This is a genomic window from Afifella marina DSM 2698 (assembly GCF_900102695.1).
Taxonomy (GTDB): Bacteria; Pseudomonadota; Alphaproteobacteria; order Rhizobiales; family Afifellaceae; genus Afifella; species Afifella marina.
This window is the reverse complement of the sequence record NZ_FMVW01000007.1, coordinates 127,571-150,408: the sequence shown is the minus strand read 5'-3', so window position 1 is coordinate 150,408 and position 22,838 is coordinate 127,571. Positions and strand designations below refer to the sequence as shown.

The 22,838-nt window shown below is 64.0% G+C and carries 21 protein-coding genes; 12 read left to right on the top strand and 9 right to left on the bottom strand.

The annotated features are described in order from the left end of the window. Positions 1–8 precede the first annotated feature (8 nt). Both BLP76_RS14470 and BLP76_RS14465 read right to left on the bottom strand, forming a co-directional pair. On the bottom strand, positions 9–596 hold the full coding sequence (locus BLP76_RS14470) for an O-acetyl-ADP-ribose deacetylase (RefSeq protein ID WP_092814762.1): 588 nt from the start codon (positions 594–596) through the stop codon (positions 9–11). A 42-nt stretch (positions 597–638) separates the two neighbouring features. Further along, a complete protein-coding gene (locus BLP76_RS14465) occupies positions 639–1,418 on the bottom strand; it encodes a 3-hydroxybutyrate dehydrogenase (protein WP_092814759.1) in 780 nt (259 codons plus the stop codon). 163 nt (positions 1,419–1,581) lie between these two features. Here BLP76_RS14465 and ku point away from each other — a divergent pair, with 163 nt between their 5' ends. From ku to BLP76_RS14450, 3 genes are read left to right on the top strand one after another with little or no spacing between them, the layout of a single operon-like run. Then, positions 1,582–2,523 carry a non-homologous end joining protein Ku gene (ku, locus tag BLP76_RS14460; RefSeq protein WP_092814756.1) on the top strand — a complete coding sequence of 314 codons (942 nt, stop codon included), beginning with the start codon at positions 1,582–1,584 and terminating at the stop codon, positions 2,521–2,523. A gap of 6 nt (positions 2,524–2,529) precedes the next feature. Next, complete coding sequence (gene ligD / locus BLP76_RS14455) at positions 2,530–5,175, top strand: DNA ligase D (RefSeq protein WP_420867635.1); 2,646 nt, start codon at positions 2,530–2,532, stop codon at positions 5,173–5,175. Between the two features lie 47 nt (positions 5,176–5,222). Then, positions 5,223–6,119, top strand: a complete 897-nt coding sequence (locus BLP76_RS14450) for a glucosamine kinase nucleotide-binding domain-containing protein (RefSeq protein ID WP_092814751.1) — start codon at positions 5,223–5,225, stop codon at positions 6,117–6,119. Between the two features lie 35 nt (positions 6,120–6,154). Here BLP76_RS14450 and BLP76_RS14445 read toward each other — a convergent pair whose 3' ends face one another. Genes BLP76_RS14445 through BLP76_RS14435 form a run of 3 tightly spaced genes read right to left on the bottom strand, consistent with a single transcriptional unit; the run spans position 6,155 to position 8,849 of the window. Continuing rightward, complete coding sequence (locus BLP76_RS14445) at positions 6,155–7,021, bottom strand: SDR family oxidoreductase (protein WP_092814748.1); 867 nt, start codon at positions 7,019–7,021, stop codon at positions 6,155–6,157. Next, the gene (gene queG, locus BLP76_RS14440; protein ID WP_092814896.1) at positions 7,021–8,145 is read right to left on the bottom strand and encodes a tRNA epoxyqueuosine(34) reductase QueG; all 1,125 of its coding nucleotides are present in this window, start codon (positions 8,143–8,145) and stop codon (positions 7,021–7,023) included. Before queG ends, BLP76_RS14445 begins: the two co-directional genes overlap by 1 nt. Positions 8,146–8,156: 11 nt before the next feature. Then, the gene (locus BLP76_RS14435; RefSeq protein ID WP_092814745.1) at positions 8,157–8,849 is read right to left on the bottom strand and encodes a glutathione S-transferase family protein; all 693 of its coding nucleotides are present in this window, start codon (positions 8,847–8,849) and stop codon (positions 8,157–8,159) included. A gap of 156 nt (positions 8,850–9,005) precedes the next feature. On the opposite strand from BLP76_RS14435, the gene BLP76_RS14430 reads away from it, so the two are divergent. Further along, positions 9,006–9,812 (top strand): undecaprenyl-diphosphate phosphatase, encoded by an 807-nt coding sequence (locus BLP76_RS14430; RefSeq protein WP_092814742.1) that lies wholly within the window; start codon positions 9,006–9,008, stop codon positions 9,810–9,812. 106 nt (positions 9,813–9,918) lie between these two features. On the opposite strand, the gene BLP76_RS14425 is transcribed toward BLP76_RS14430, so the two are convergent. The 4 genes from BLP76_RS14425 to cysQ all read right to left on the bottom strand — a co-directional run bounded on the left by BLP76_RS14425 (position 9,919) and on the right by cysQ (position 13,572). Next, a complete protein-coding gene (locus BLP76_RS14425; protein WP_092814893.1) occupies positions 9,919–10,896 on the bottom strand; it encodes a complex I NDUFA9 subunit family protein in 978 nt (325 codons plus the stop codon). 81 nt (positions 10,897–10,977) lie between these two features. Further along, the gene (locus BLP76_RS14420) at positions 10,978–11,850 is read right to left on the bottom strand and encodes a TrmH family RNA methyltransferase (protein ID WP_092814739.1); all 873 of its coding nucleotides are present in this window, start codon (positions 11,848–11,850) and stop codon (positions 10,978–10,980) included. Next, on the bottom strand, positions 11,847–12,746 hold the full coding sequence (locus BLP76_RS14415; RefSeq protein WP_200170613.1) for a class I SAM-dependent methyltransferase: 900 nt from the start codon (positions 12,744–12,746) through the stop codon (positions 11,847–11,849). The genes BLP76_RS14420 and BLP76_RS14415 overlap by 4 nt, the downstream gene beginning before the upstream one ends. Then, positions 12,736–13,572, bottom strand: a complete 837-nt coding sequence (gene cysQ, locus BLP76_RS14410) for a 3'(2'),5'-bisphosphate nucleotidase CysQ (RefSeq protein ID WP_171904409.1) — start codon at positions 13,570–13,572, stop codon at positions 12,736–12,738. Before cysQ ends, BLP76_RS14415 begins: the two co-directional genes overlap by 11 nt. A 140-nt stretch (positions 13,573–13,712) precedes the next feature. On the opposite strand from cysQ, the gene BLP76_RS14405 reads away from it, so the two are divergent. The 8 genes from BLP76_RS14405 to dnaN all read left to right on the top strand — a co-directional run bounded on the left by BLP76_RS14405 (position 13,713) and on the right by dnaN (position 22,834). Then, positions 13,713–14,498 carry an SRPBCC family protein gene (locus tag BLP76_RS14405; protein ID WP_092814734.1) on the top strand — a complete coding sequence of 262 codons (786 nt, stop codon included), beginning with the start codon at positions 13,713–13,715 and terminating at the stop codon, positions 14,496–14,498. Positions 14,499–14,576: 78 nt separating this feature from the next. Continuing rightward, positions 14,577–15,068 (top strand): (2Fe-2S)-binding protein, encoded by a 492-nt coding sequence (locus tag BLP76_RS14400; RefSeq protein WP_092814731.1) that lies wholly within the window; start codon positions 14,577–14,579, stop codon positions 15,066–15,068. 81 nt (positions 15,069–15,149) lie between these two features. Further along, the gene (locus tag BLP76_RS14395) at positions 15,150–17,522 is read left to right on the top strand and encodes a xanthine dehydrogenase family protein molybdopterin-binding subunit (protein ID WP_092814728.1); all 2,373 of its coding nucleotides are present in this window, start codon (positions 15,150–15,152) and stop codon (positions 17,520–17,522) included. Between the two features lie 11 nt (positions 17,523–17,533). Then, on the top strand, positions 17,534–18,352 hold the full coding sequence (locus tag BLP76_RS14390; protein ID WP_092814725.1) for an FAD binding domain-containing protein: 819 nt from the start codon (positions 17,534–17,536) through the stop codon (positions 18,350–18,352). A gap of 313 nt (positions 18,353–18,665) precedes the next feature. Beyond that, positions 18,666–18,929 carry a 30S ribosomal protein S20 gene (gene rpsT, locus BLP76_RS14385; RefSeq protein ID WP_092814887.1) on the top strand — a complete coding sequence of 88 codons (264 nt, stop codon included), beginning with the start codon at positions 18,666–18,668 and terminating at the stop codon, positions 18,927–18,929. Between the two features lie 666 nt (positions 18,930–19,595). Then, entirely contained in the window at positions 19,596–20,030 is a 435-nt protein-coding gene (locus tag BLP76_RS14380) for a rhodanese-like domain-containing protein (RefSeq protein ID WP_092814884.1), read from the top strand. A gap of 68 nt (positions 20,031–20,098) precedes the next feature. After that, the gene (gene dnaA / locus BLP76_RS14375; RefSeq protein WP_244514593.1) at positions 20,099–21,544 is read left to right on the top strand and encodes a chromosomal replication initiator protein DnaA; all 1,446 of its coding nucleotides are present in this window, start codon (positions 20,099–20,101) and stop codon (positions 21,542–21,544) included. Between the two features lie 174 nt (positions 21,545–21,718). After that, positions 21,719–22,834, top strand: a complete 1,116-nt coding sequence (gene dnaN / locus BLP76_RS14370) for a DNA polymerase III subunit beta (RefSeq protein WP_092814722.1) — start codon at positions 21,719–21,721, stop codon at positions 22,832–22,834. Positions 22,835–22,838 lie beyond the last annotated feature (4 nt).

The following is a 22,838-nucleotide window of genomic DNA, read 5'->3' as shown; positions in this document are numbered from 1 at the left end:
CTCTTTGATCATCGGCCCGGGTGTTCGGCCCGGGCCTCCTCTCCGGCGATTTCGGCCTCCTGGCCGATCTCGGCGAGGGCGCGGCGGTGCTGCTCTGCCGATTCTTCGGAAAAGCAGCAGAAGATGATTTCCGACAGCGCGCCCGGATGGCCTTCCGAATAGCCGACGCAGGTGGAGGTCGCGATCGTCGCTGCGCGATCGGCGGGAAAGCCGTAGATGCCGGTCGAGATCGCCGGGAAGGCGATCGTCTCAAGGCCGTTCTCCACCGCGATATCGAGCGAGCGCTTGTAGGCGGAGGCGAGAAGCTCCGCCTCGCCATGGCCGCCGCCCTTGAAGCGCGGGCCGACCGCATGGATGACATGGCGGGCCGGCAGATCGTAGCCATCCGTCAGACGCGCCTCGCCTGTGGGACAGCCGCCGAGCGTGCGGCACTCGTCGAGGAGCCTGGGACCGGCCGCGCGATGGATCGCTCCGTCGACGCCGCCCCCGCCGAGCAGCGACTGATTGGCGGCGTTGACGATTGCATCCACCTCAAGCGTGGTGATGTCGGCAATGATGATCGAGAGCGTCGTCTCGGCGATTTTAAGCGTGTCCATCTTCCGAGAAGGCCCTTCGACCAACTTCCGTTCCTTTGCCCTTTAAAGAGCCGTCCAGCCGCCGTCGATTGACAATGGTGTCCCGGTGATCTGGGCGGCCGCGTCGGAGCAGAGAAAAACGGCCATGGCGCCGATATCCTCGACCTTCACGAATTGCTTCGTCGGCTGGCGCTCCAGCATGACCTCGCGGACGACGGTCTCGCGGTCCATGTTATGCGTCTTCATCTGGTCTTCGATCTGGCCTTCGACGAGCGGGGTCTTCACATAGCCCGGGCAGATGGCGTTGCAGGTGATCGCGGTTTCCGCGAGCTCCAGCGCCACGGTTTTCGTGAGGCCGACGACGCCGTGCTTGGCGGAGACATAGGCGCTCTTATAGGGCGAGGCGGTGAGGCCGTGGGCGGAGGCGATGTTGATGATCCGCCCCCAGCCGGCTTCCTTCATGCCGGGTACGGCGGCAGCCGTGGTGAAGAAGGCGGAGGAGAGATTGATCGCAATGATCTGGTGCCATTTCTCGGCCGGGAAATCTTCCACCTTCGCCACATGCTGGATGCCGGCATTGTTGACGAGGATCTGAACCGGTCCGATCTTGGCCGCCTCTTCGATGAGGTCGCGGCATTCCGCATCGACCGACATGTCGGCCTTCACATATTTCGCCGTGACGCCGTATTCGGAGGCGATCTTTTCGGCGAGCTCGTGGTCTTCGGGGCGATCCGTGAAGGAATTGATCACGACATTCGCCCCTTCGGCGGCGAGCGCCTTGGCGACGCCGAGACCGATCCCGGAATTCGATCCGGTGACGACGGCGGTCTTGCCTTTCAACATGCTTCTTCTCCTGCGATTTCTTCGTTGCACGTGAAAATGCTGCGGGAGGCGCGGTTTTCCAGGCCAGTTACCGTGGCTGCAGGGCCGGCATGCGCGGTGGAACAACGCCCGCGGGCGCGGCGTTGAACAAGCCCGTGAGTCTTATCAGTTAGTTGAGTCCGACATGCCCGCCGCCCGTCCTGTCTGGAAAGGTCAGCTGCGCCTCTCTCTCGTTTCCATCCCGGTCGAACTCTATTCGGCGACGAAGACGTCTTCCAAGATCTCCTTTCGTCAGATTCACGAACCTTCCGGCAAGCCGGTGAAATACCAGAAAGTGGTTCCAGGCGTCGGCCCGGTCGATACGGATGAAATTCTGAAGGGCTTCGAATACGAGAAGGGCAATTACGTCCTTCTGTCGGAGGACGAGATCGACGAGGTGAAACTCGAGACGAAGAAGACGCTCGAGCTCACGCAGTTCGTCGGATCTTGCGAGATCGATCCGCTTTATTTCGACAAACCGTATTTCATGGTGCCGCAGGACGAGCTCGCCGAGGATGCCTTCCGCGTGGTGCGCGATGCGCTGCGCCAGTCGGAGAAGGTGGGGCTCGGGCAGCTCGCGCTCCGCGGCAAGGAATATCTCGTTGCCATCAAGCCCTGCGGCACGGGGCTTCTTCTGGAGACGCTGCATTACGAGGAAGAAATCCGCAAATCGGATTCCTTCTTCTCCGGCATCGGCGACGAGGAGGCGGATGAGGATCTTCTGGGCGTCGCCTCGGAGCTGATCGAGCGCAAGACCGCACCCTTCGATGCGGGCGTTTTCAAGGACCATTACGTGAAGGCGCTGCGCGACGTGATCGATACGAAGCTCAAGAAGAAGCGGCCCAAGGTCGTCGAAAGCGACGAGGACGAGGCGCCGAAACGCGGCGGCGACAACGTCATCGATCTGATGGCGGCGCTGAAGGAGAGCCTGGAAAAGAGCGACGAGGGCGGCAAGACCGGCGGAAAATCCTCGGCGAAGAAATCGTCTTCTTCGGCGAAATCGTCGAGCAGCAAGGCCGGCACCGGGAAGTCCTCGTCCCGGGCGAAGTCCTCCAACTCATCCGGGCGGCAAAAGAAATCCGCCTAAGGGGACGTGATGGCGACGGCAGATCTTCTCAAGACCTATCGCACCAAGCGCGACTTCGCCAAGACGCAGGAGCCGAAGGGCAAGCGCGGCAAGGCCAAGGGCGCGAGCTTCGTCGTGCAGAAGCACGACGCCACCCGCCTGCATTACGATTTCCGTCTCGAGCTCGACGGTGTTCTGAAGAGCTGGGCGGTGACCAAGGGTCCGAGCCTCGATCCGGGCGAAAAGCGCCTAGCCGTCCATGTGGAGGATCACCCGCTCGATTACGGCGGCTTTGAAGGCACGATCCCCAAGGGTCAGTATGGCGGCGGCACGGTGATGCTGTGGGATCGCGGCACCTGGGAGCCGCTCCACGATCCGCATGAGGGCTTGAAAGAGGGCAAGCTGCATTTTCGCCTCGACGGCGAGCGCATGAAGGGCGGCTGGACGCTCGTCAAAATGCGCGGCCGGCCCAAGGAGAAGCGTGAGAACTGGCTCCTCATCAAGGAACGCGACGAGACGGCCGACGATGACGATCCGCTCCTGAAAGACCACGAAACCAGCGTTGCGACGGGCCGTAGCATGCAGGCGATCGCCGAGGGCGCGGATTCAGCCGTCTGGGAATCGGAACCCGAGAAGGGCAGTCAAGCTGCCGTAAAGGGCGAGACGAGCGCCAAGCGCAAGGCGGCTGCCAGGAAGAACACGAGGAAAAAGGGCGCCAAAACCACACAGCCGGCCTTCCGCTCGCCGCAGCTTGCGACGCTCGTCGATACCGTGCCGTCGGGTGCCGGTTGGGTCCACGAAATGAAATATGACGGCTACCGACTGATCGTGGCGCTCGGTGAAGGGGGCCCGAAATTCTTCACCCGCAGCGGCCAGGATTGGACGGCCAAGTTCGCCAAGCTTGCCAAGGCCTTCGCTCCGCTTGGCGAGCGTTCCGCTCTCGTCGACGGCGAACTCGTCGCCTTCGACGACAAGGGGCGAACCGATTTTTCCAGCCTGCAGCGGGCGATCGGCGAGGGAGGCGACCTCGCCTTTTTCGCCTTCGATCTTCTGGAGATCGACGGTGAGGACGTGACCGGCGAAAAACTGAGCGAGCGCAAGACGCGGCTCAAAGATCTCCTGAAGCCGCTGCCGAAAGATTCCGCCATCCAGTTTTCCGAACATGTGCGCGGTGAGGGCGAGAAGGTGCTGTCGGCGCTCTGTGCCGGCGGGCATGAGGGCATCGTCTCGAAGAAGGCGGATGCGCCCTACCGCTCGCGACGCACCAAGACCTGGCTCAAGATCAAGTGCACCAGACGCCAGGAATTCGTCATCGGCGGCTGGTCGCCTTCGCAGCGGCGCGCCGGCTTTTCCTCTCTCCTTCTCGGCACATTCGAGGACGGCGAGCTCCGTTATCACGGGCGCGTCGGCACGGGTTTCGACCAGGACGATCTCGATGCCTTGTCGACGCGGCTGAAAGCGATCGAGCGAAAAACCCCGCCTTTCGCCGATGTGCCGAAGGCGGCGGCGCGCGGCGCGCATTGGGTGAAGCCCGAGCTCGTCGCCGAGATCGCCTTTGCCGAATTCACCGGCGACAACATTCTGCGCCATCCCTCTTTCCTGGGGCTGCGCGAGGACAAGGAGGCCAGCAAGGTGAGCCTTGAAAAGCCGGTTGCGACGACAAAAGCCGACGCCTCGTCGGCTTCGAAAGGTGGCGCGGGGAAGCAAGGATCGGGGAAGCGGGGCGCGGGCCGGGCCTCATCCGGGGGTGACGCAAGCGCCGCGGGCGACGGCGACGATATGCGGATCGCAGGCGTGCGCCTCACCTCGCCCGATCGTGTCGTCTTCCCGAGCCAGGGCCTGTCGAAGCGCGATCTTGCGGAATATTACGCGGCGATCGGTGAATGGATGCTGCCTTATCTCGCCGAGCGACCGCTCAGCCTCGTGCGCTGTCCGCAGGGGCGCGCCAAGAAGTGTTTTTTCCAGAAGCACGATTCCGGCGGTTTTCCCGACGAGATGAAGCGCGTGGAGATCATTGAGGGCTCCGGCGACACAGAGCAGTATTTCTATGTCGACGATCTCGCGGGGATCGTCGCCGGGGTGCAGATGGGGGTGATGGAATTCCACATCTGGGGTTCGCGCATCGATCAGATCGAGAAGCCGGAGCGCATCGTCTTCGATCTCGATCCCGATGAAGGGCTCGATTTCGGTGATGTGAAGACGGCCTCCTTCGACCTCCGCGACCGGCTCGCCGATCTCGGCTTTCAGAGTTTTCCGATGCTTTCCGGCGGCAAGGGCGTGCATGTCATCGTGCCTTTGACGCGACGCGCCGAATGGCCCGAGGTGAACGCGTTCGCACGCGGCTTTGCGGTGAAGCTCGCTGAAGAGGCGCCGGAGAAGTACGTGGCGACGATGTCGAAAGCGAAGCGCAAGGGGCGGATTTTCATCGATTATCTCCGCAACGAGCGCGGCGCGACGGCGATTGCACCCTTCTCCACGCGTTCGCGCGACGGGGCGCCGGTGGCGACGCCCGTCTCCTGGGACGAGCTCTCATCGGTGAAAGCGGCGAACGCCTACACCGTGGAAAATCTCCCGAAACGGCTCAAGGCGCTTCGCGGCGATCCCTGGGACGAATATCAATCCGTGCGGCAGTCGATCACGAAGGCTGCGATGAAGGCGGTCAAAGGCGATTGAGCGCGGACCGTCGCCTCCGCATCGCAGGGCACCGGGAACAGGTCTTTATGGAAAGAACGATTCTGGCAGTCGATGCCGGGGGCACGAAGTGTCGCGCACGCCTTGTCGCCCCCGATGGGACGGTCCTGGCGAGCGGCGAGGGCGGCGCCTGCAATCCTTCCACGGAACTTCGAGGCGCGATCGCCGTCCTCGATGCCCTCGTCAATGTTCTCTGCCGGCAGACCATGCCGCAGACCGAGCGCGGATCGGTGGTTCTTAGCCTCGGTGTGGCGGGCCTCGTCGATGTCAACCGGCGCACGGCTTTTCTCTCCGCACATGAGGGGTTCGCCGAGATCGTGGCGATGTCGGACGGTTATGCGGCGCTCATCGGGGCGAGCGGTGGGCGGCCTGCGCGCCTTGTCATCCTCGGCACCGGTGCGGCAGGCCACCGGCTTTTTGCCGACGGGACATCGATCCAACGCGACGGCTGGGGCTTTCTCGGAGGAGATCGGGGCTCGGGTGCCTGGCTCGGCCGCCGGGCCGTAGAGGCCGCGTTGAAGAGTTATGATGGCGCGGCGCCCGAGAGCCTCCTGTCGCAGAGGCTCGTCGCGCTTCTCGGCAGCGGCGAGGCCGCGATTCTGGACTGGCTGTTGCGGGCGACGCCGCGGGATTTTGCTTCGCTCGTGCCGGAGATCGTCGCTGCCGCCGAGGCGGGCGATGGCGTGGCCGACGCGCTTCTGGAAGCGGCGGCCGATGAGGCCGCAGCCCTGGTGCGGTCTCTTGAAGAGAGCGACGGGGGAGAGAGCGAGGGCGAGCCGCTCTACCTCTTGGGTGGGCTTTCGGAGCTATTGCGCGCACGCATCGAAACGCGGATCGAGCAGCGTTTCGACGTGCCGCAGGGCGGCGCGCTCGACGGCTGTCTCCTCGCCGCGCGCGGGCAGGCGCCGCAGGAGCGGCGCCGGTAGGAAAGAGGTTCTGCCTGCGGGCGGAACCTGACCGGTCAGCCGTTTTCGGCGGCGAGAATGGCTTTCAGCCCCTCGCGGTAGGTCGGATAGGCAAGCGTGACGCCGAGCTCGCGCTTGATCTTGTCGTTTTTGACCCGCTTGTTCTCGCCATAGAAGGTGCGCGCCATCGGGCTCATATCGGCGGCCTCGAAACGGATTTCCTCCGGCGGCTCGACACCCAGAAGTTCAGCGGCGTAGGTGATCACGTCCTGCGGCGCGGCGGGCTCGTCATCCGTGCCGTTGAAGAGGCCGGACGCATTCTGCCGGAGAGCGGCGGCTGCGATCTGGCCGATGTCCTCGCCATGGATGCGGTTGAACACCTGTCCGTCCTTGATGATGCGGCGGCTCGTGCCCCTGCGGATTTTCTCGAAGGGGCCGCGGCCCGGACCGTAGATGCCGGAGAGGCGGACGATGGAAACGGGAATGCCTGTCGTCTCTGAGAACGAGAGCCAGGCGTTTTCCGCCTCGACACGCTGCTTGGAGCGCGTGGAGACCGGCCGGCATTCCGAAGTCTCGTCGACCCAGCCGCCATCATGGTCGCCATAGACGCCGACCGTGGAGAGGTAGCAGATCGAATCCGGACCCGCTTCCGACAGGGTATCGCCGAAGACGTTCAGCACGGGATCGCCCGTCTCGTCGGGTGCGACGGAGACGAGGACATGAGTTGCCTCGGCGAGCGCGTCGGAGACGGCGCCGTTATAGGAAGCGCCTGCGGTCCCGTCGAAGAGGAGCGGCATGGCGCCGAGAGCGGCCATCGCATGCAGGCCTTCGGCGCTGCGCGTCGTGCCCCAGACGCTCTCCGGTTGAAGTGCGTCCATCGTGAAGCGCGCCGAATAACCGAGACCAAAGCAAAAGAGATCCATCAATCCTCGCCAAGCAAATTCCATTCGCCGCGCACGGCGGCATCTTCTTCTTGCGGCAAAAGTTCTGCCCGTGCCCTCTCTGCCGTTTCGGGGGCGAGCCTGGCGAGTGCCCAGATCGCCGCGCCGCGCACAAGTGGGCTGTCGTCATCGAGCCTTGCCCGGGCTTGCGATGCAAGTCCGGGATCGCCCGAATTGCCGATCGCGATCAAGACATTGGAGACGAATTTTGCCCGTCCGATGCGTTTGATCGGCGAGCCGGAGAAATGCTGCCGGAAGGCGGCGTCGTCCAGGCAGACGAGATCTTTCAGGGAAGGCGCCTGAAGATCCGCGCGGGCTTTCAGCTTCGCCTCAGAGGCCGTCTCGGCGAATTTGTTCCACGGGCAGGCGGCGAGGCAGTCGTCGCAGCCATAGATGCGGTTGCCGAGATCCTTGCGAAATTCGCGCGGGATGAGGCCTTTGTCTTCGATCGTCAGATAGGAGATGCAGCGCCTCGCATCGAGCTGATAGGGCGCCGGGAAGGCGTTCGTCGGGCAGGCATCGAGGCAGCGCCGGCATGAGCCGCAATGGTCCGTTTCCGCCTGATCCGCGGGAAGCTCGGCGGCGGTGAAGATCGCGCCCAGAAAAAGCCAGGAGCCGTGTTCGCGCGAGACGAGGTTGGTGTGCTTTCCCTGCCAGCCGATGCCGGCGGCAGCCGCCAGCGGCTTTTCCATGACGGGGGCTGTGTCGACAAAGACCTTGATCTCGTCGGGGAGATCGCGGCGGCGCGCTTCGGCGGCGAAACGCGAACCGATGCGCTTCATCGCGCCCTTGATGAGGTCGTGATAATCGCGGTTGCGGGCATAGACGGAGATGGTCGCCTTCTGCCGCTCTGCGAGCGTGGCGAGGGGATCGCCTTCAGGGCCGTAATTCATGCCGAGCATGACGACGGAGCGAACATCGCGAAAGATGCGGCGGGGATCGGAGCGCCGCTCTGCCGTTTCGGGCATCCATTCCATGCTGCCGTGGCGGCCCGCGTCGATCCACACGCCAAGGCGCTTGCCGGCTTCGCCGAGCCCCTCCGGCGGTGTCACGCCGAGGGTGATAAAACCTTCCTCACGGGAAATTTCGGCCAGGAACGCCTTCAGGCGTTCCGCGTCTAGAAGTCGAGATCGGCGTAATGGGCCGGCGGCGCCACGCCGCGCATCTGGTCGTTGAGGAGCGGCCGGAAGGACGGTCTCGATTTGATCCTCGCGTACCAATCCTTGACTTCCTCGTATTCCTGCCAGGGCACCTCACCCAGAAAATCGGCCACGGAAAGTGCTGCTGCTGCGGCGAGATCAGCGTAGCTCATGCGGTCGCCGGCAAGCCAGCTCTGTTCCACGATCAGGTGGTCGATATAGCGCAAATGCATGCGGATATTAGCCCGGCCGGCGCGCAGAAGCGAGGAATCGGGCGAGGAATCCATGCCGAGGCGAGACATCTCGCGTTTGATGACCCGCTCTTCGGCGAGATAGACCGTCACCTCGGGATCGAACTTTCCGAGAAACCAGTCGAGAAGCCGGCGCACCTCGGCGCGGCCATCGGCGCTTGCCGGCAGAAGCCGGTGTTCGTCGAGGGCAAAGCCGCGGGTCTCGTCGAGATATTCAGAGGCCGGCCAGGCGCCGACGATCGGCGGGCCGTTGTCTTCCTGCATCACCGGCAGGGTGCCTGCCGGGTTCATCAGAAGGAATTCCTCACGGCGCTCCCAGGGGCGCTCCTCGATCAACTCGCATGTGAGCTCGCATTCCCCCACCGCCAGACGGATGAAGCGGGAGGGAACGGACAACGGATGGTGGTAAAGCCGGATCATCAGCGGGGCTGGCTATCAAACTGGTGAAAGGAAATGGGAACGCTCATTGCGGCATGGTAGGAGCCGCACGCTCGCGACGATTCGCGGGCGTGCGTTTGCCATGGCGGCGCAATCGGGCGAAGGTTGGGCGCTCGCCTATGTGGGAAAGGAAAGAGCTTGGATATCGGAACCATCTTTGATGCCGCTTTCCTCGGTTTGATCGAAGGGCTGACGGAGTTCATTCCGGTTTCGTCGACAGCGCACATTCTGCTGGCCGGGCATTTTCTGGGCTTCGAATCGACGGGCAAGACCTTCGAAGTGCTCATCCAACTGGGCGCCATTCTGGCCATTTTGTCGGTCTATTTCGGGCGGTTGTGGCGCATGGCGACACAACTTCCGACGAGTCCCGACGCAAGGCGCTTCGTCATCGCGATCCTCCTCGCTTTCCTGCCGGCCGCAGTCATAGGTGTCATCGCGCACGATTTTATTAAGAATGTCTTATTCGAGACGCCGGTCTTGATATGTATCACCCTGATTGTGGGTGGCATCATTCTCGCGTTCATCGACCGGCTGGACCTGAAGCCGGTCCATCATGACGCGATGCGTTATCCGCCGGGGCTCGCCTTCAAGATCGGCGTGTTCCAGTGCCTGGCGATGATCCCTGGTGTTTCACGCTCCGGCGCGACCATTGCCGGCGCGCTTCTGATGGGCTGCGACAAGCGTTCGGCGGCGGAATTTTCCTTCTTTCTCGCCATGCCGACGATGGCCGGCGCCTTCGCTTATGACCTCTTCAAGAATCGCGCGCTCTTGTCCGCCGACGATGCGGTGATCATCGGCGTCGGCTTCATCTTCGCCTTCGCGGCGGCCCTCGTCGTGGTGCGCAGCCTGCTCGACTTCGTCTCCCGCCACGGCTTCACGCCGTTCGCCTGGTGGCGCATCGCCGTCGGCACGGCTGGTCTTATCGGGCTCTGGCTCTGGGGCTGATTTCTGCGCCTGATCTCTGCAGAGCGGCGGGAGCTCGTCCCGCCGCTTCAGCATTTTTGGTATCTTCGGCGCGCCGCCTGGTGACGGCTGGCGCTCCGGCCTTGCCTCAGACGGGATGCTTCTCGGCGAACTGCCCGTGGTCGCGGAAGCGCACGAGGTAGGTCGGGAGAATCAGCTCCAGCGCGGCGGGGTCGATGCCGAGGCCTTCGAGCGTGCGGCCTTCCGCCTTCGCCTCTTCCGAGACGACATTGTCGAGCCGGAGCTGACGCACCTGATCGTAGGTGAGGGGCGGCGAGGGCAGTTTGCTCATGATGCGGCCCATCGGCTTGGCGACGCTGAAAGGGATCGACACGATCTTGCGGCGGCGGTTGATGACTTTCAGCATGAGTTCCATGCATTCGCGGAAGGTCAAAACCTCCGGGCCGCCGAGCTCGTAGGTCGCGCCGGGCGTCGCCTTGCCTTCGAGGCTCTTGGCAACCGCCTCGGCCACATCGCCGACGAAGACCGGCTGAAAGCGCGAGCTGCCGTCGCCGATAATCGGCAGGATCGGAGACATCGCCGCCATGCCGGCAAAGCGGTTGAAGAACTCGTCTTCCGGCCCGAAGACGATCGACGGACGCATGACGACGGTATCCGGCCGATGTTCGCGCAGCCCCGCTTCGCCTTCCGCCTTGCTGCGGAAATAGGGGATGTCGGAGTTCGCGTCGGCGCCAATGGCGGAGACATGGACGATATCATCGACGCCTGCGGCCTTCGCCGCTTCGCCGATGGTGCGCGGACCTTTCGCCTGTACGGCATCGAAGTTCTGGGCCCCGCCCTGGTAGAGGATGCCGACCAGATTGACGGCGGCGTCGGCGCCGTCAAGGGCGCGCTCCACCGACCAGGGGTAGCGCAAATTCGCCTGCATCGGGACGATCTGGCCGACCGAGCCGAGCGGGCGCAGGTGGAAGGCGAGATCTGGGCGCCGCACGGCGACGCGGATGCGCCAGCCCCGCTGAGCAAGGGCACGCACGACATGACGGCCCAAAAAGCCAGAGCCCCCGAAAACGGTGACGAGGCGGGTCGGTTCGCTCGGTGGTTGCACGTTCAACTCCTGCCAGGCGTGGGGCTTCTCAGGCGAGAAGCGCGGGTTTCGGACACATATAGTCTCGGCGGCATGCGGCCATCAACGGCCCGTACTTCGTAAAGGTTGAGCCTTTCCCAAGGCTGCGGCGTTTTGCGGATGTTTCAGCGCCTCGTAGATCATCAAGCCGGTGGCGACGGCGAGATTGAGGGAATCGGCGCCTTCGCGCATCGGGATGCGCAAAAGGCCGTCGCAGGCTTCGGCGAGCGCATCGGTCAGACCCTGGCGCTCATTGCCCATGACGAGGACGAGGGGTGGCGTATAATCCGCCTCGCGGAAATCCTCTGTGGCCGAAAGATGCGTGCCGAGGAGGCGGGCCGAATTGGCATTTGCTGCGGCGAGGAAGGCTGCCTCGTCGGCGGTCGCCAGCGGCACGTGGAAGAAGGAGCCCATGGAAGCGCGCACCGTTTCCAGCGAAAACGGATCGCAGCATTCGCCGATCAGCGCGACGCCCGCGACGCCCGCCGCATCGGCCGTGCGCAAAATGGTGCCGAGATTGCCGGGATCGCGGATGCGGTCGAGCCCGATCCACAGGCCTTCGCGGCCGATCTCCTTGCGGGGCGCCAGCCTCTGCTCGAAGACGCCGATGACGGAATGCGGGTTGTCGCGGCGCGAGAGCTTTTCCAGCACCGGACGGCTGACGGACAGAACGCGCCCTCCCGCCCCTTTGACGGCGGCAGCGGTATCGGCAACCGCACCCTCTTGCAGGCTGTCTGCGGAGGCGATGAAGTCATGGACGCGAAATCCCGTCTCCAGCGCGTCGCGCACGAGCTTCAGACCTTCGCCCAGAAAGAGGCCGGTGCGGTCGCGCTCCTTCTTCTTGGCCGAAAGGGCCGAGAGCTGTTTGACGATGGGGTTCGACGGGCTGGTGACGCGGTGAAAGCCCGGGCGCCACTCTTCCTCGGCTTCATTCATTGTGGTTTCTCCGCCCGGCAATATAGGGCCGTGGGCAAGGCCTTTGCGCGGCCTTCGCCAAGGAGCGCCATTTCGCCGGACGTGACCCTGCCGCCGACGATATCGGCCGCAAGCTGGTGCAAGGCGAGATATGAGGCGCGGATGGCATAGGCCGTCAGGATCAGCGTTCCCCCGGGCTTCAGGCATTGGGCGCAGAGCTTCAGCATCTCCGGCAGATCCTCAAACAGATGCCAGGTCTCGCCCTTCGGCCCGCGGCCGTATTTCGGCGGATCGAGCAGGATCATGTCATAGAGATTGCCGCGACGCACCTCGCGGGCGGCGAACTTGCCGGCATCGTCGAGGAGCCAGCGGATCGGCTTGTCATCGAGCCCTGATAGCGCCTGATTTTCGCGGGCCCAGGCGATCGCCTTCTTGGAGGCGTCGACATGGGTGACCTGGGCGCCGGCCTGCGCGGCGACGAGCGAGGCGATGCCGGTATAGCCGAAGAGATTGAGGAGTTTCGGCGCCTCAAGTCCCTTGAGCCGCTCTTCGACGAAATTCCAATGCACGGCGTGTTCGGGGAAGACGCCGACATGGCGAAACGAGGTGAGGCGGCAGGTGAAGGCGAGCGCGCCGTGACGGCAGGTCCATTCCGTCTCATTGGCGTTCTGCCGCCAGCGTCCGGCGCCTTCCTCCTCCACGTCGCCGGTGAAGACGGCGTCGGCCCGCTGCCATTGCTTTTCGGCAAGAGAGGGCGCCCACATCGCCTGCTCCTCCGGCCGATCGAGCAGCATCGGCCCGAAGCGTTCGAGCTTGCGGCCGTTGCCGCTGTCGAGAAGCGCGTAATCCTCGTGGCCGCGGCTTGCAAGAACCTGCGGCTGGAAGGCGGCGTCGTCCGGAAGGGGGTCAGTCTGCACGATTGCCGATCAGAGTGTCTGTGAGCGCCGGGTCGCCGATCGCCAGGAAATAAGGGTTCTGGAACGGACGCGGCCCTCCTTCGTGTTCGCGACCATAGAGAAACGGCGTGCCGTCGAGGTTGAGAACCTGGCCGCCGGCCGCCTCCAGAACGGCCTGGCCGGCCGCCGTGTCCCATTGCATGGTCGGACCGAGACGGGGGTAGAAATCCGCCTCGCCCGCAGCAAGCAGGCAGAATTTGAGCGAAGAACCGATCGAGCGCGTCTCCGCGGCTTCGAAACGGTCGAGAAACGCGGCTGTCTCCGGCGACATGTGCGAGCGGCTGGCGACGGCGATCGGCCTTGACGGCACCGGTCGGATGCCGATCGCCTGCATGTCGGCGACTTTGCCCGACGGGCGCTCCACCTCGCCGCGCCAGGCCTCCTGCTTGAGGCCGCAAAAGAACTTGCCGAGCACCGGCGCGTAGACGACGCCGGCGACCGCACGGCCGTCTTCGACGAGCGCGATGTTGACGGTGAACTCGCCGCTGCCGCTCAGGAATTCCTTTGTGCCATCAAGCGGATCGACGAGGAAGAAACGGTTGCCGCATTCGGGCGGCCCGAACTCCGAGCAGGCCTCTTCGGCGACGATCGGGATGTCGGGAAAAGCGTCGCGCAGTTTTTCGGTGATGAGCTTTTCGCTCGCCCGATCCGCCGCGGATACGGGTGATGAATCGGCCTTCTTTTCCACGGCGAGGTCGCCGTCATGGATTTCGAGAATGGCCTCCCCGGCGGCGATCGCGATCGTCATCAGCGTATCGAGCGGCGCGGGCAGTTGGCTGAGTGGCATGAGGTCCCTTGTTGTCTCCGGCCTTGTCGTCTCCGGTCTTGCCATCAAATAGCCTTTGCCGGGGTTTGTTTGCCAGTTGAGTATGAATGGGCCTGTGTGCACAATCGAACGCAATCAACAAGGGGGCGTAGGGAGGCAGTATGAAACTCACCGGTGAATACGTGATCACGGCGCCGCGAGAGAAGGTCTGGGCGCTCCTCAACGATCCGGACGTGCTGCGCGAATGCCTGCCCGGCTGCGAAGAACTCCATCAAACGGAAACCGGCGGCCTCGCCGCGCGGGTGACGACGAAGATCGGGCCCGTGAAGGCGACCTTCAACGGCACCGTCGAACTGCAGGATATGAACCCTCCCGAAAGCTACCGGATCGCCGGCGAAGGCCAGGGCGGGGTCGCGGGCTTTGCCAAGGGAACCGCGGATGTGCGCCTTGCCGAAGAGGGCGAGACGACGATCCTGACCTACGATGCCGATGCGCAGGTGGGCGGAAAGCTCGCCCAGCTCGGCAATCGCCTCGTCGGATCGACAGCGAAGAAGCTTGCCGACCAGTTTTTCTCCTGCCTCGCCGAAAAGGCCGGCGGTCACACCATCAAGGCCGATGAGGCGGCCCCGGCTGCCGGCACGGCCGATGAAGCCGCGCTCTCAGAACCTGCGGACATGGCGGCGATCCCCGGAGCCACGGTGCCGCCGCTTGCGACAGGCGTGCCGGAAGTGGGCGTCCAAGAGACCGCGACCGGTACCCGCAGCGAGGCCAGACGCGAGGGCGAGCATGAATCGGCCTTCTCGCATGCGGCCCATGAGCTGGAGCATGCCGCTGAAGAGGCCGAGGAGGCTGTCGAAGAACGCGCCGCCGGCGGGTTCCTCGGCGGGCCCATGGTCTGGGGCTTTATCGCGATCCTCGTTCTGATCGCGCTCTGGGCAATCTTTTGAGGTGGCGGCCGCATTCCCGGCCGCGATCTGAATAACGGGCGACACGCCCCCATAACAAAACTCATAGGGAGGGTTTCAATGGTCACTGTGACGATGACGGTGAATGGCCGTCAGGTCTCCAAGGAGGTGGAAGATCGCCGCCTCCTCGTCGACTTTCTGCGCGAAGATCTGGAGCTGACCGGCACGCATGTCGGCTGCGACACCTCGCAATGCGGTGCTTGTGTCGTGCATCTCGACGGCAAGGCGATCAAATCCTGCACCATCCTTGCGGCGCAGGCGGACGGGACGTCCATCACGACGATCGAAGGGCTCGCCGACGGCGCCGAGCTGCATCCCCTGCAGGCCGCCTTCAAGGAGCATCATGGTCTGCAATGCGGCTATTGCACCCCCGGCATGATCATGTCCGGCGTCGATATCATCCGCCGGCACGAGGGGCAGCTCGACGAGGACACGGTGCGCCACGAGCTGGAGGGCAATATCTGCCGCTGCACGGGCTACCACAACATCGTCAAGGCGATCCTCGCCGCGGCGCAGGAGATGCATGGCGAGGTCCGCCAGGCCGCCGAATAGACGCGTTGATCTTGGATCCGGACCGCCCCGCAAGAGACCCGACAAAGGGTCCGGCAAAAGGGCGCGGCCGAAGGAGGAAACATGGCTCAAGATGGCATCGGCGCGCGGGTCGCGCGCAAGGAAGACAAGCGATTCATCACCGGTAAGGGGCGATACGTCGACGATATGCGCGTCGCCGGCATGAAGCATGTCGCTTTCGTGCGAAGCCCTTATGCCCACGCGAAGGTGGGCGGCATCAATTCAGAACAGGCGCGCAACATGCCGGGCGTGCTCGCCGTTCTCACAGGCTCCGAACTTGTCGCCGACGGCATCGGCAATCTCATCTGCGGCTGGATGGTCCATTCCAAGGACGGTACGCCGATGAATATGGGCGCATGGCCGGCGCTGGCGCCGGAGGTGGTGCGCTTCGTCGGTCAGGCCGTCGCCATGGTGATCGCCGAAACGCGGGCCGAGGCCCGCGATGCGGCCGATGTCGTGGCGGTGGAATGGGAAGAGCTCCCCGCCATCACCGATCCGGCAAAGGCGCTGGGCGAGGGTGTCCCGCAGCTTCATCCCGAGGCGAAGGGCAATCTCATCTACGATTGGGAAATCGGCGACAAGGCCGCGGCCGACAAGGCCCTGTCGGAGGCCGCCCATGTCACGCGCATGGAGATCGTCAACAACCGTCTCGTTCCGAACGCCATGGAGCCGCGGGCGGCGCTCGCCCAATACGATGCGGCGGAAGATCATTTCACCTTATGGACGACGTCGCAGAACCCGCATGTGGCGCGGCTCGTTCTCTCCGCCTTCTACAATGTCGCTCCGGAACACAAATTGCGGGTGATCGCGCCGGATGTCGGCGGCGGCTTCGGCTCCAAGATCTTCATCTATCCGGAAGAGGTCGCCTGCCTGTGGGCGGCGCGCAAGACCGGGCTTGCGGTGAAATGGACCGGTGATCGCTCTGAGGCGTTCCTGACCGACGCGCATGGCCGCGACCATGTCACGGTCGCGGAAATGGCCTTCGACGCCAACAACCGCATCACCGCCTTCAAGATCGACACGATCGCCAATTTCGGCGCCTATATGTCGCTCTTCTCCTCCTCGGTGCCGACCTATCTCTACGCCACGCTTCTGTCGGGGCAGTACGATATCCCGACGATCCACTGCAATGTGCGCGGCGTCTACACCAACACCGCGCCTGTCGACGCCTATCGCGGCGCTGGGCGGCCGGAAGCGACTTATGTCGTGGAACGGATGATGGAGACGGCGGCACGCGAGCTCGGCGTGGCGCCGCCGGAACTTCGGCGGACGAATTTCATCCGCGAATTCCCGCATCAGACGCCGGTGATCATGAATTACGACGCCGGCGATTACGAAGCCTCGCTGAGCGCGGCTCTGTCGGCCTCCGATTATGCCGGGTTCGGCGAGCGCAAGGCGGAGGCCGCGCGACGCGGCAAGCTCCGCGGTATCGGGCTCTCCTGCTATATCGAGGCCTGCGGCATCGCGCCCTCGCAGGCAGTCGGCTCGCTCGGCGCCGGTGTCGGACTTTGGGAATCGGCGGAAGTGCGGGTCAATCCGGTCGGCACGATCGAAGTCCTGACCGGCTCGCACAGCCACGGCCAGGGGCATGAGACGACGTTCGCCCAGCTCGTTGCCGAGCGGCTCGGCGTGCCGATCGACAATGTCTCGATCGTGCATGGCGACACCGACAAGGTGCAGTTCGGCATGGGCACTTACGGCTCGCGTTCCGGCGCCGTCGGCATGTCGGCGATTTCGAAGGCCATCGACAAGGTCGAGGCGAAGGCGAAAAAACTTGCCGCGCATCTCCTGGAGGCGGCCGAGGGCGATATCGAGATCGCCGATGGCGAGGTTCGGGTCGCCGGCACCGACAAGAAGCTCGGCTGGCACGAGGTCTGCCTTGCCGCCTATACGGCGCACAATCTGCCGGAGGGGATGGAGCCGGGCCTCAAGGAGGGGAGTTTCTACGATCCGGCGAACTTCACCTTCCCGGCCGGTGCCTATGTCTGCGAGGTGGAGGTCGATCCCGATACCGGCCATACCGAGATCATCCAGTTCGTGGCGGCCGACGATTTCGGTCGGATCATCAACCCGATGATCGTCGAGGGCCAGGTGCATGGCGGCATCGCGCAGGGCGTCGGCCAGGCGATCCTGGAGGGCTGCATCTACGATCCCGAGAGCGGCCAGCTCATCACGGCGTCTTACAACGACTACGCCATGCCGCGGGCGCATGACCTGCCGTCCTTCAAGGTGTCGACCACGGAGACGATCTGTCCGTCCAATCCGATCGGCATGAAAGGCTGCGGCGAGGCGGGCGCCATCGGCACACCGCCGGCGGTGATCAACGCCATCACCGATGCGATCGACAACAACGACCTTTCCATGCCGGCGACACCGGAGAAGGTGTGGCGGGCCCTGCGGGCCGGCGCCACGGCGATGCGGCAGGCGGCGGAATAGGAGCAAAGCCCATGTATTCTCTCACCTATAAGCGTGCAGACAGCGTGGAAGAGGCCCGGCGCTTGTTCCAGGAAGCGTCCGATGCCGCCTATCTCGCCGGCGGTCACACCTTGCTGCCGACCATGAAGCAGCGGCTGGCCGCGCATGACGTTCTCGTCGATCTCACCCGCATCGGCTCCATGAAGGGGATCTCGGTCGAAGGCGACCGGGTCCGGATCGGGGGCGGCATGACGCATGCGGAGGTCGCGGGCTCCAGCGAGGTGCAGCGGGCGATCCCATCGCTTGCCGCACTCGCCGGCTCGATCGGGGATGCGCAGGTGCGCCATCGCGGCACGCTCGGAGGCTCGATCGCCAATGACGATCCGGCGGCCGATTATCCCGCAGCCGCGCTCGCGCTTGCGGCCACGATCATGACCGACAGCCGCGAGATCGCGGCCGACGATTTCTTTACGGCGCTCTATGAGACGGCGCTGGAGGAAAGCGAGATCGTGACGGGCGTCAGCTTCGCCATTCCGGAGACGGCGGGTTATGCGAAGTTCCGCAATCCCGCCTCGCGCTATCCGATGGCCGGAGTTTTCGTGGCACGCCATCGCGATGGCTCGGTCCGCGTCGCCGTCACCGGGGCCGGCAATGAAGGCGTTTTCCGCTGGCAAGCTGCGGAATCGGCGCTCGCCGGCGATTTCTCCGCCAATGCGCTTGAAGGCCTCAGCGTCGATCCCGATCTGATGATGGGTGACATTCACGGCTCGGCCGAATACCGGGCGAACCTCGTCGCCGTCATGGCGCGGCGGGCTCTCGCCAATCTCGGCTCGGCCGAAGCGATCATCTGAGGCTTCGCACGCAGCATTTGTAAGAGGGAGCGGCCGCGGATGCGGCCGTTTCGTTTTCGGCGACCGAGGCGACGAGGAAAGTCGGGCCTTTGCCCCGGTGACGGGAGTTACAACGGCGGGGCTAGTCTGTGTCGCTCAGGTCGCGTAAAAATGCTTGTTTGCGGCAGGTGGAGCTTGCCGTTGACTGCCGGGCAGGGCGCAACTATAGCATCGGGCGACAACGCGGCCGTTTACGGCCGCGCTTTCTGTTGGGCCGAAGCGACAATTGTCGGCGCCGACAGAGCCCTTCAATTGGCAACGAACGGATCTTGATATGGCCAATACACCTTCGGCCAGGAAGGCTGCTCGGAAGATCGAGCAGCGCACGGCCACCAACAAGGCGCGGCGTTCGCGCCTGCGCACTTTCCTGCGGCAGGTCGAAGAGGCCATCGCCTCGGGCAACTCCCAGGCCGCCCAGAGCGCTCTGCGCGAGGCGCAGCCGGAATTGATGCGCGGCGCTTCCAAGGGCGTCCTGCACAAGAACACCGCGGCGCGGAAGATGTCGCGTTTGGCACAGCGCGTGAAGGCCCTCGGCTGAACGCAACCTGGCGGCGTCTTCGGCGCGCCGCCTTCGCCTGAGATGACATGGCAGGGCGGGCTTTGCCCGCTTTCCACACATAGCCAAAGAGACGCTGCAGTGCCCTTTTTGCGGCCGGCGTCGAACGCTCCCGGCAGAGTCTGGTTGAGCCGCACTGTCAGAATTATCCTTTTATTAACAAAAGTTTATGGGCAAGACGGACGTCTGGACCCGGATTTTTGGACCGGATTGGGAGTCAAGCCCAATTGCGCGGCAACGATTCTGACTCGCTTCGAAAGCCGTTGCCGAAAACGCACATATTGCTCAAGACTCTGAGACTCCAAGGGCTTGCGGTGCGACGCTGGGACGGTCTTCCCGAAGGTCATGTCGGAGTCGTTTTTAGTTCGTTCCGTCTGCGGCGGATTCGGTGGTTGCCCCCCCCTCTGCTCTGTGGTTTTTAGATCGCCACGACGGGGCGACCCGAATGCCCTCAGCAAAAGGTGAAGCCGAACGGCGCCAGGAATCCTTCCTGGCGTGGTGGATGCCTTGCGCCTGGGCGGGCCGAAGCCTGCGGTTCTCTCCGTCGCGGCGGTCTTTCAAGACCGTCAAAATCAAAAGGCTGGGATCCCCTCTTACGGGTGTTTTGGGCGGCCGGGTCATGACTCGGGCGGACAGGAGGCATTTGTCTTGCGTACAGCGGCTTATCAGGGTGACGTCGGACCGGAGGAGGCCTGGAAGGCTCTCTCAGAGTCGGATGCCGTGCTGATCGATGTGCGCACGCGTGCCGAATGGGCCTATGTCGGTCTCCCGGATCTATCGCCCCTGGGGCGCCAGCTTTTCTTAGCAGAGTGGCAATCTTTTCCCACGCAACAGGTCGATCCGGAGTTTGCCGGAAAGCTTGTGGCAGCCCTTGGGGAGGCTGGGGTTGGGCAGGAGGTGCCGCTCTATTTCATCTGCCGGTCGGGAGTGCGTTCCGCTGCAGCAGCGGCGGCCATGACGGCGGCAGGGTATGGCCCATGTTTCAACGTTTCGGGAGGGTTCGAGGGGGACCGCAACGAGGCTGGACATCGCGGGCAGATCAACGGCTGGAAAGCGGTGGGATTGCCCTGGACACAGTCGTGACTGTGGTTCGGGTGCATGAGGTGAAAGGCCTGGCGCGTCAGCGCCCGGCGCAAGGAGGACGAGGCAGTATGTCTGCAGAGGCGGCGAAAATCATGAAGGAGCAGGACGTGGCGGAGACAGACGTCGAGCGGCGTGACTGGGACGAAGCCTGGGCGCGCGTCAAAAAGCGGCTCCGGACGGAGCTCGGTGACGATGTCTTTACGTCATGGTTTGCGCGCATCGAATGCGACGGGGTTGCGGCGGGTGTCGTCAGCCTTTCGGCGCCGACCCTGTTTTTGAAGGGATGGATCAAGAGTCATTACAGTGATCGCCTGGTGGCGCTCTGGAACGCCGAATATGGCGATGTGCGCCGGGTGGACGTCGTCAAGCGCAGCCCTCTCAAGTTTCCTGCGCAAGTCAAAGTTGTGCATTCTGAACCCGCGCCGGTCCAGCCTCAGGCCGCGCAGGAGGATGCGGAAGATCGCTTTGCCGGTTCGCCTCTCGATTCCCGGCTGACCTTCACGAGCTTCTGCGAAGGCGCTTCCAACGAGGTGGCGTTCCGCGCGGCCCGTGCCGTCGCCACGGCGCCCGACGGTGCACCCCCCCTCTACAATCCTCTCTACATCCATGCCGGTGTCGGCATCGGCAAGACGCATCTGTTGCAGGCGATCGCGCATGAGACGCGCAAGATGCATCCGCAGCGGCGGGTGATGTATCTGACGGTGGAGCGCTTCACCTTCCAATTCGTCGCCGCCCTTCGCGACAAGGCCGCACTCGACTTCAAGGAAAAGCTGCGCTCGATCGACATCCTCCTGATCGACGATATGCAGTTCTTGACGGGCCGCAGCGTGCAGCAGGAATTCTGCCACATGCTGAACGCGCTTCTCGACAGCTCCAAGCAGGTCGTCGTCGCAGCCGACCGCGCGCCGGGCGAGCTCGACGGGATCGACGAGCGCGTACGCTCGCGCCTCAAGGGTGGCGTGGTCGTCGGCATGGCACGCCCCGATACGGCGATGCGTCGCAAGATCCTCGATCTTCGTCTGGCGGCCGCCCGCGAGCGCGATCCCAAGATCCAGGTGCCCGACAATGTGCTCGATTTCATCGCCCGCATGGTGGTGAGCAACGGGCGCGATCTCGATGGCGCCCTGAACCGGCTGATTTGTCGCGCCCAGTTCTCCGACCAGCCGATCTCGGTCGACGCCTGCGAACTGGCGATCGCCGATCTCATCGGTGACCGTGAGCCGAAGCGCATCCGCATCGAAGACATCCAGAAGATCGTCGCCCGCCACTACAATGTGAGCCGGCAGGATCTCGTCTCCGCGCGCCGCACCCGCACCGTCGTCAGGCCCCGGCAGATCGCTATGTATCTCGCCAAGACCATGACGCCGCGCTCGTTTCCGGAAATCGGCAAGCGCTTCGGCGGGCGCGACCACACGACGGTCCTGCATGCCGTGCGCAAGATCGAGGGACTTGTCGGAGCCGATCAGAAGCTTTCCGACGAGATCGAGCTCCTGCGCCGATTGTTGCAGGATTAAGGCCTCCGGCGCCGGCGATTTCTTCCTCCACCGGCGCCTCCCTTCCTGGTTCTTCCGCACAAGCGGCCACGCGCACTTGCTTTTGTCAGTGAGGCGCGCCAATTTGACCGCCCGCCGCTGCGATGCACCCGTATCCGCAGTGGCTTCGGGCCCTCCAATTCCTGGAATGCCGGTATGAAAGTTGCGATCGAAAGGGCTGCCTTCCTGAAAGCCCTGACCCCCGTCCATCGCGTCGTCGAACGGCGCAACACCATTCCGATCCTGTCGAATGTGCTGTTGCGCGTGGTCGAGGGCGGCGTGCTCTTGAAAGCCACCGACCTCGATCTGGAGGTGTCCAATCGGATGCCGGCGATGGTCGAGCAGCCGGGCGCCGCCACCGTGCCGGCGCATATGCTCTACGACATCGTGCGCAAGGCGCCGGAAGGCTCGGAGATCTCTCTGACGACCGGCGACGGCGGCACCATGAAATTGATGGCGGGGCGCGCCCGCTTCGAATTGCAGATGCTGCCGGATTCCGATTTCCCGGACCTCGATCCGGGCGAGCTTCCGGTGCGCTTCTCCCTGACGGCGAGCGAATTGCGGCGTCTCATCGAGCGCACGCAGTTTGCGATCTCCACCGAAGAGACCCGCTATTACCTGAACGGCATCTTCTTCCACGTCGCGGGCGAGGGGCCGGATCGGCGTCTGCGCGCCGTGGCGACCGACGGGCACCGTCTCGCCAAGGCGGAAATGACCGCGCCGGACGGCAGCGACGAGATGCCCGGCATCATCGTGCCGCGCAAGACGATCGGCGAGATGCAGCGGCTTCTGGAGGACGGCGACGCCAATGTGACGCTCGAACTCTCCGATACCAAGATCCGTTTGAGCGCCGGTTCGATCGTGCTGACCTCCAAGCTCATCGACGGCACGTTTCCCGATTACGAGCGGGTCATCCCGTCCGGCAACGACAAAGAGATGGTCGTCTCCAAGGACGTCTTCAAAAACGCCGTCGACCGGGTCTCGACCATTTCCTCCGATCGCGGCCGCGCGGTGAAGCTGGCGCTTTCCGAAGGGCGTCTGGTCTTGACCGTCAACAACCCGGATTCCGGCAGTGCGACCGACGAGATCGATGTCGATTATGATGCCGAGCCTTTGGAGATCGGCTTCAATTCGCGCTATCTCCTCGACATCGCCGACCAGCTGACGACGGGCGAAGCACGTTTCGAGCTCGCCGATCCGGGATCGCCGACGCTCATTTGCGACAAAGAGGGCGGCGACGCGCTCTATGTGCTGATGCCGATGCGCGTGTGAGGTC

Coding starts and splice junctions, on each gene's coding strand:
- rpsT (WP_092814887.1), top strand. CDS start 18,666: ATGGCCAATACACCTTCGGCCAGGAAGGCTGCTCGGAAGATCGAGCAG.
- cysQ (WP_171904409.1), bottom strand. CDS start 13,572: ATGCCACTCAGCCAACTGCCCGCGCCGCTCGATACGCTGATGACGATC.
- dnaN (WP_092814722.1), top strand. CDS start 21,719: ATGAAAGTTGCGATCGAAAGGGCTGCCTTCCTGAAAGCCCTGACCCCC.
- BLP76_RS14400 (WP_092814731.1), top strand. CDS start 14,577: ATGGTCACTGTGACGATGACGGTGAATGGCCGTCAGGTCTCCAAGGAG.
- BLP76_RS14450 (WP_092814751.1), top strand. CDS start 5,223: ATGGAAAGAACGATTCTGGCAGTCGATGCCGGGGGCACGAAGTGTCGC.
- BLP76_RS14420 (WP_092814739.1), bottom strand. CDS start 11,850: ATGAATGAAGCCGAGGAAGAGTGGCGCCCGGGCTTTCACCGCGTCACC.
- BLP76_RS14390 (WP_092814725.1), top strand. CDS start 17,534: ATGTATTCTCTCACCTATAAGCGTGCAGACAGCGTGGAAGAGGCCCGG.
- BLP76_RS14395 (WP_092814728.1), top strand. CDS start 15,150: ATGGCTCAAGATGGCATCGGCGCGCGGGTCGCGCGCAAGGAAGACAAG.
- dnaA (WP_244514593.1), top strand. CDS start 20,099: ATGTCTGCAGAGGCGGCGAAAATCATGAAGGAGCAGGACGTGGCGGAG.
- BLP76_RS14445 (WP_092814748.1), bottom strand. CDS start 7,021: ATGGATCTCTTTTGCTTTGGTCTCGGTTATTCGGCGCGCTTCACGATG.
- BLP76_RS14405 (WP_092814734.1), top strand. CDS start 13,713: ATGAAACTCACCGGTGAATACGTGATCACGGCGCCGCGAGAGAAGGTC.
- ku (WP_092814756.1), top strand. CDS start 1,582: ATGCCCGCCGCCCGTCCTGTCTGGAAAGGTCAGCTGCGCCTCTCTCTC.
- BLP76_RS14435 (WP_092814745.1), bottom strand. CDS start 8,849: ATGATCCGGCTTTACCACCATCCGTTGTCCGTTCCCTCCCGCTTCATC.
- BLP76_RS14465 (WP_092814759.1), bottom strand. CDS start 1,418: ATGTTGAAAGGCAAGACCGCCGTCGTCACCGGATCGAATTCCGGGATC.
- BLP76_RS14470 (WP_092814762.1), bottom strand. CDS start 596: ATGGACACGCTTAAAATCGCCGAGACGACGCTCTCGATCATCATTGCC.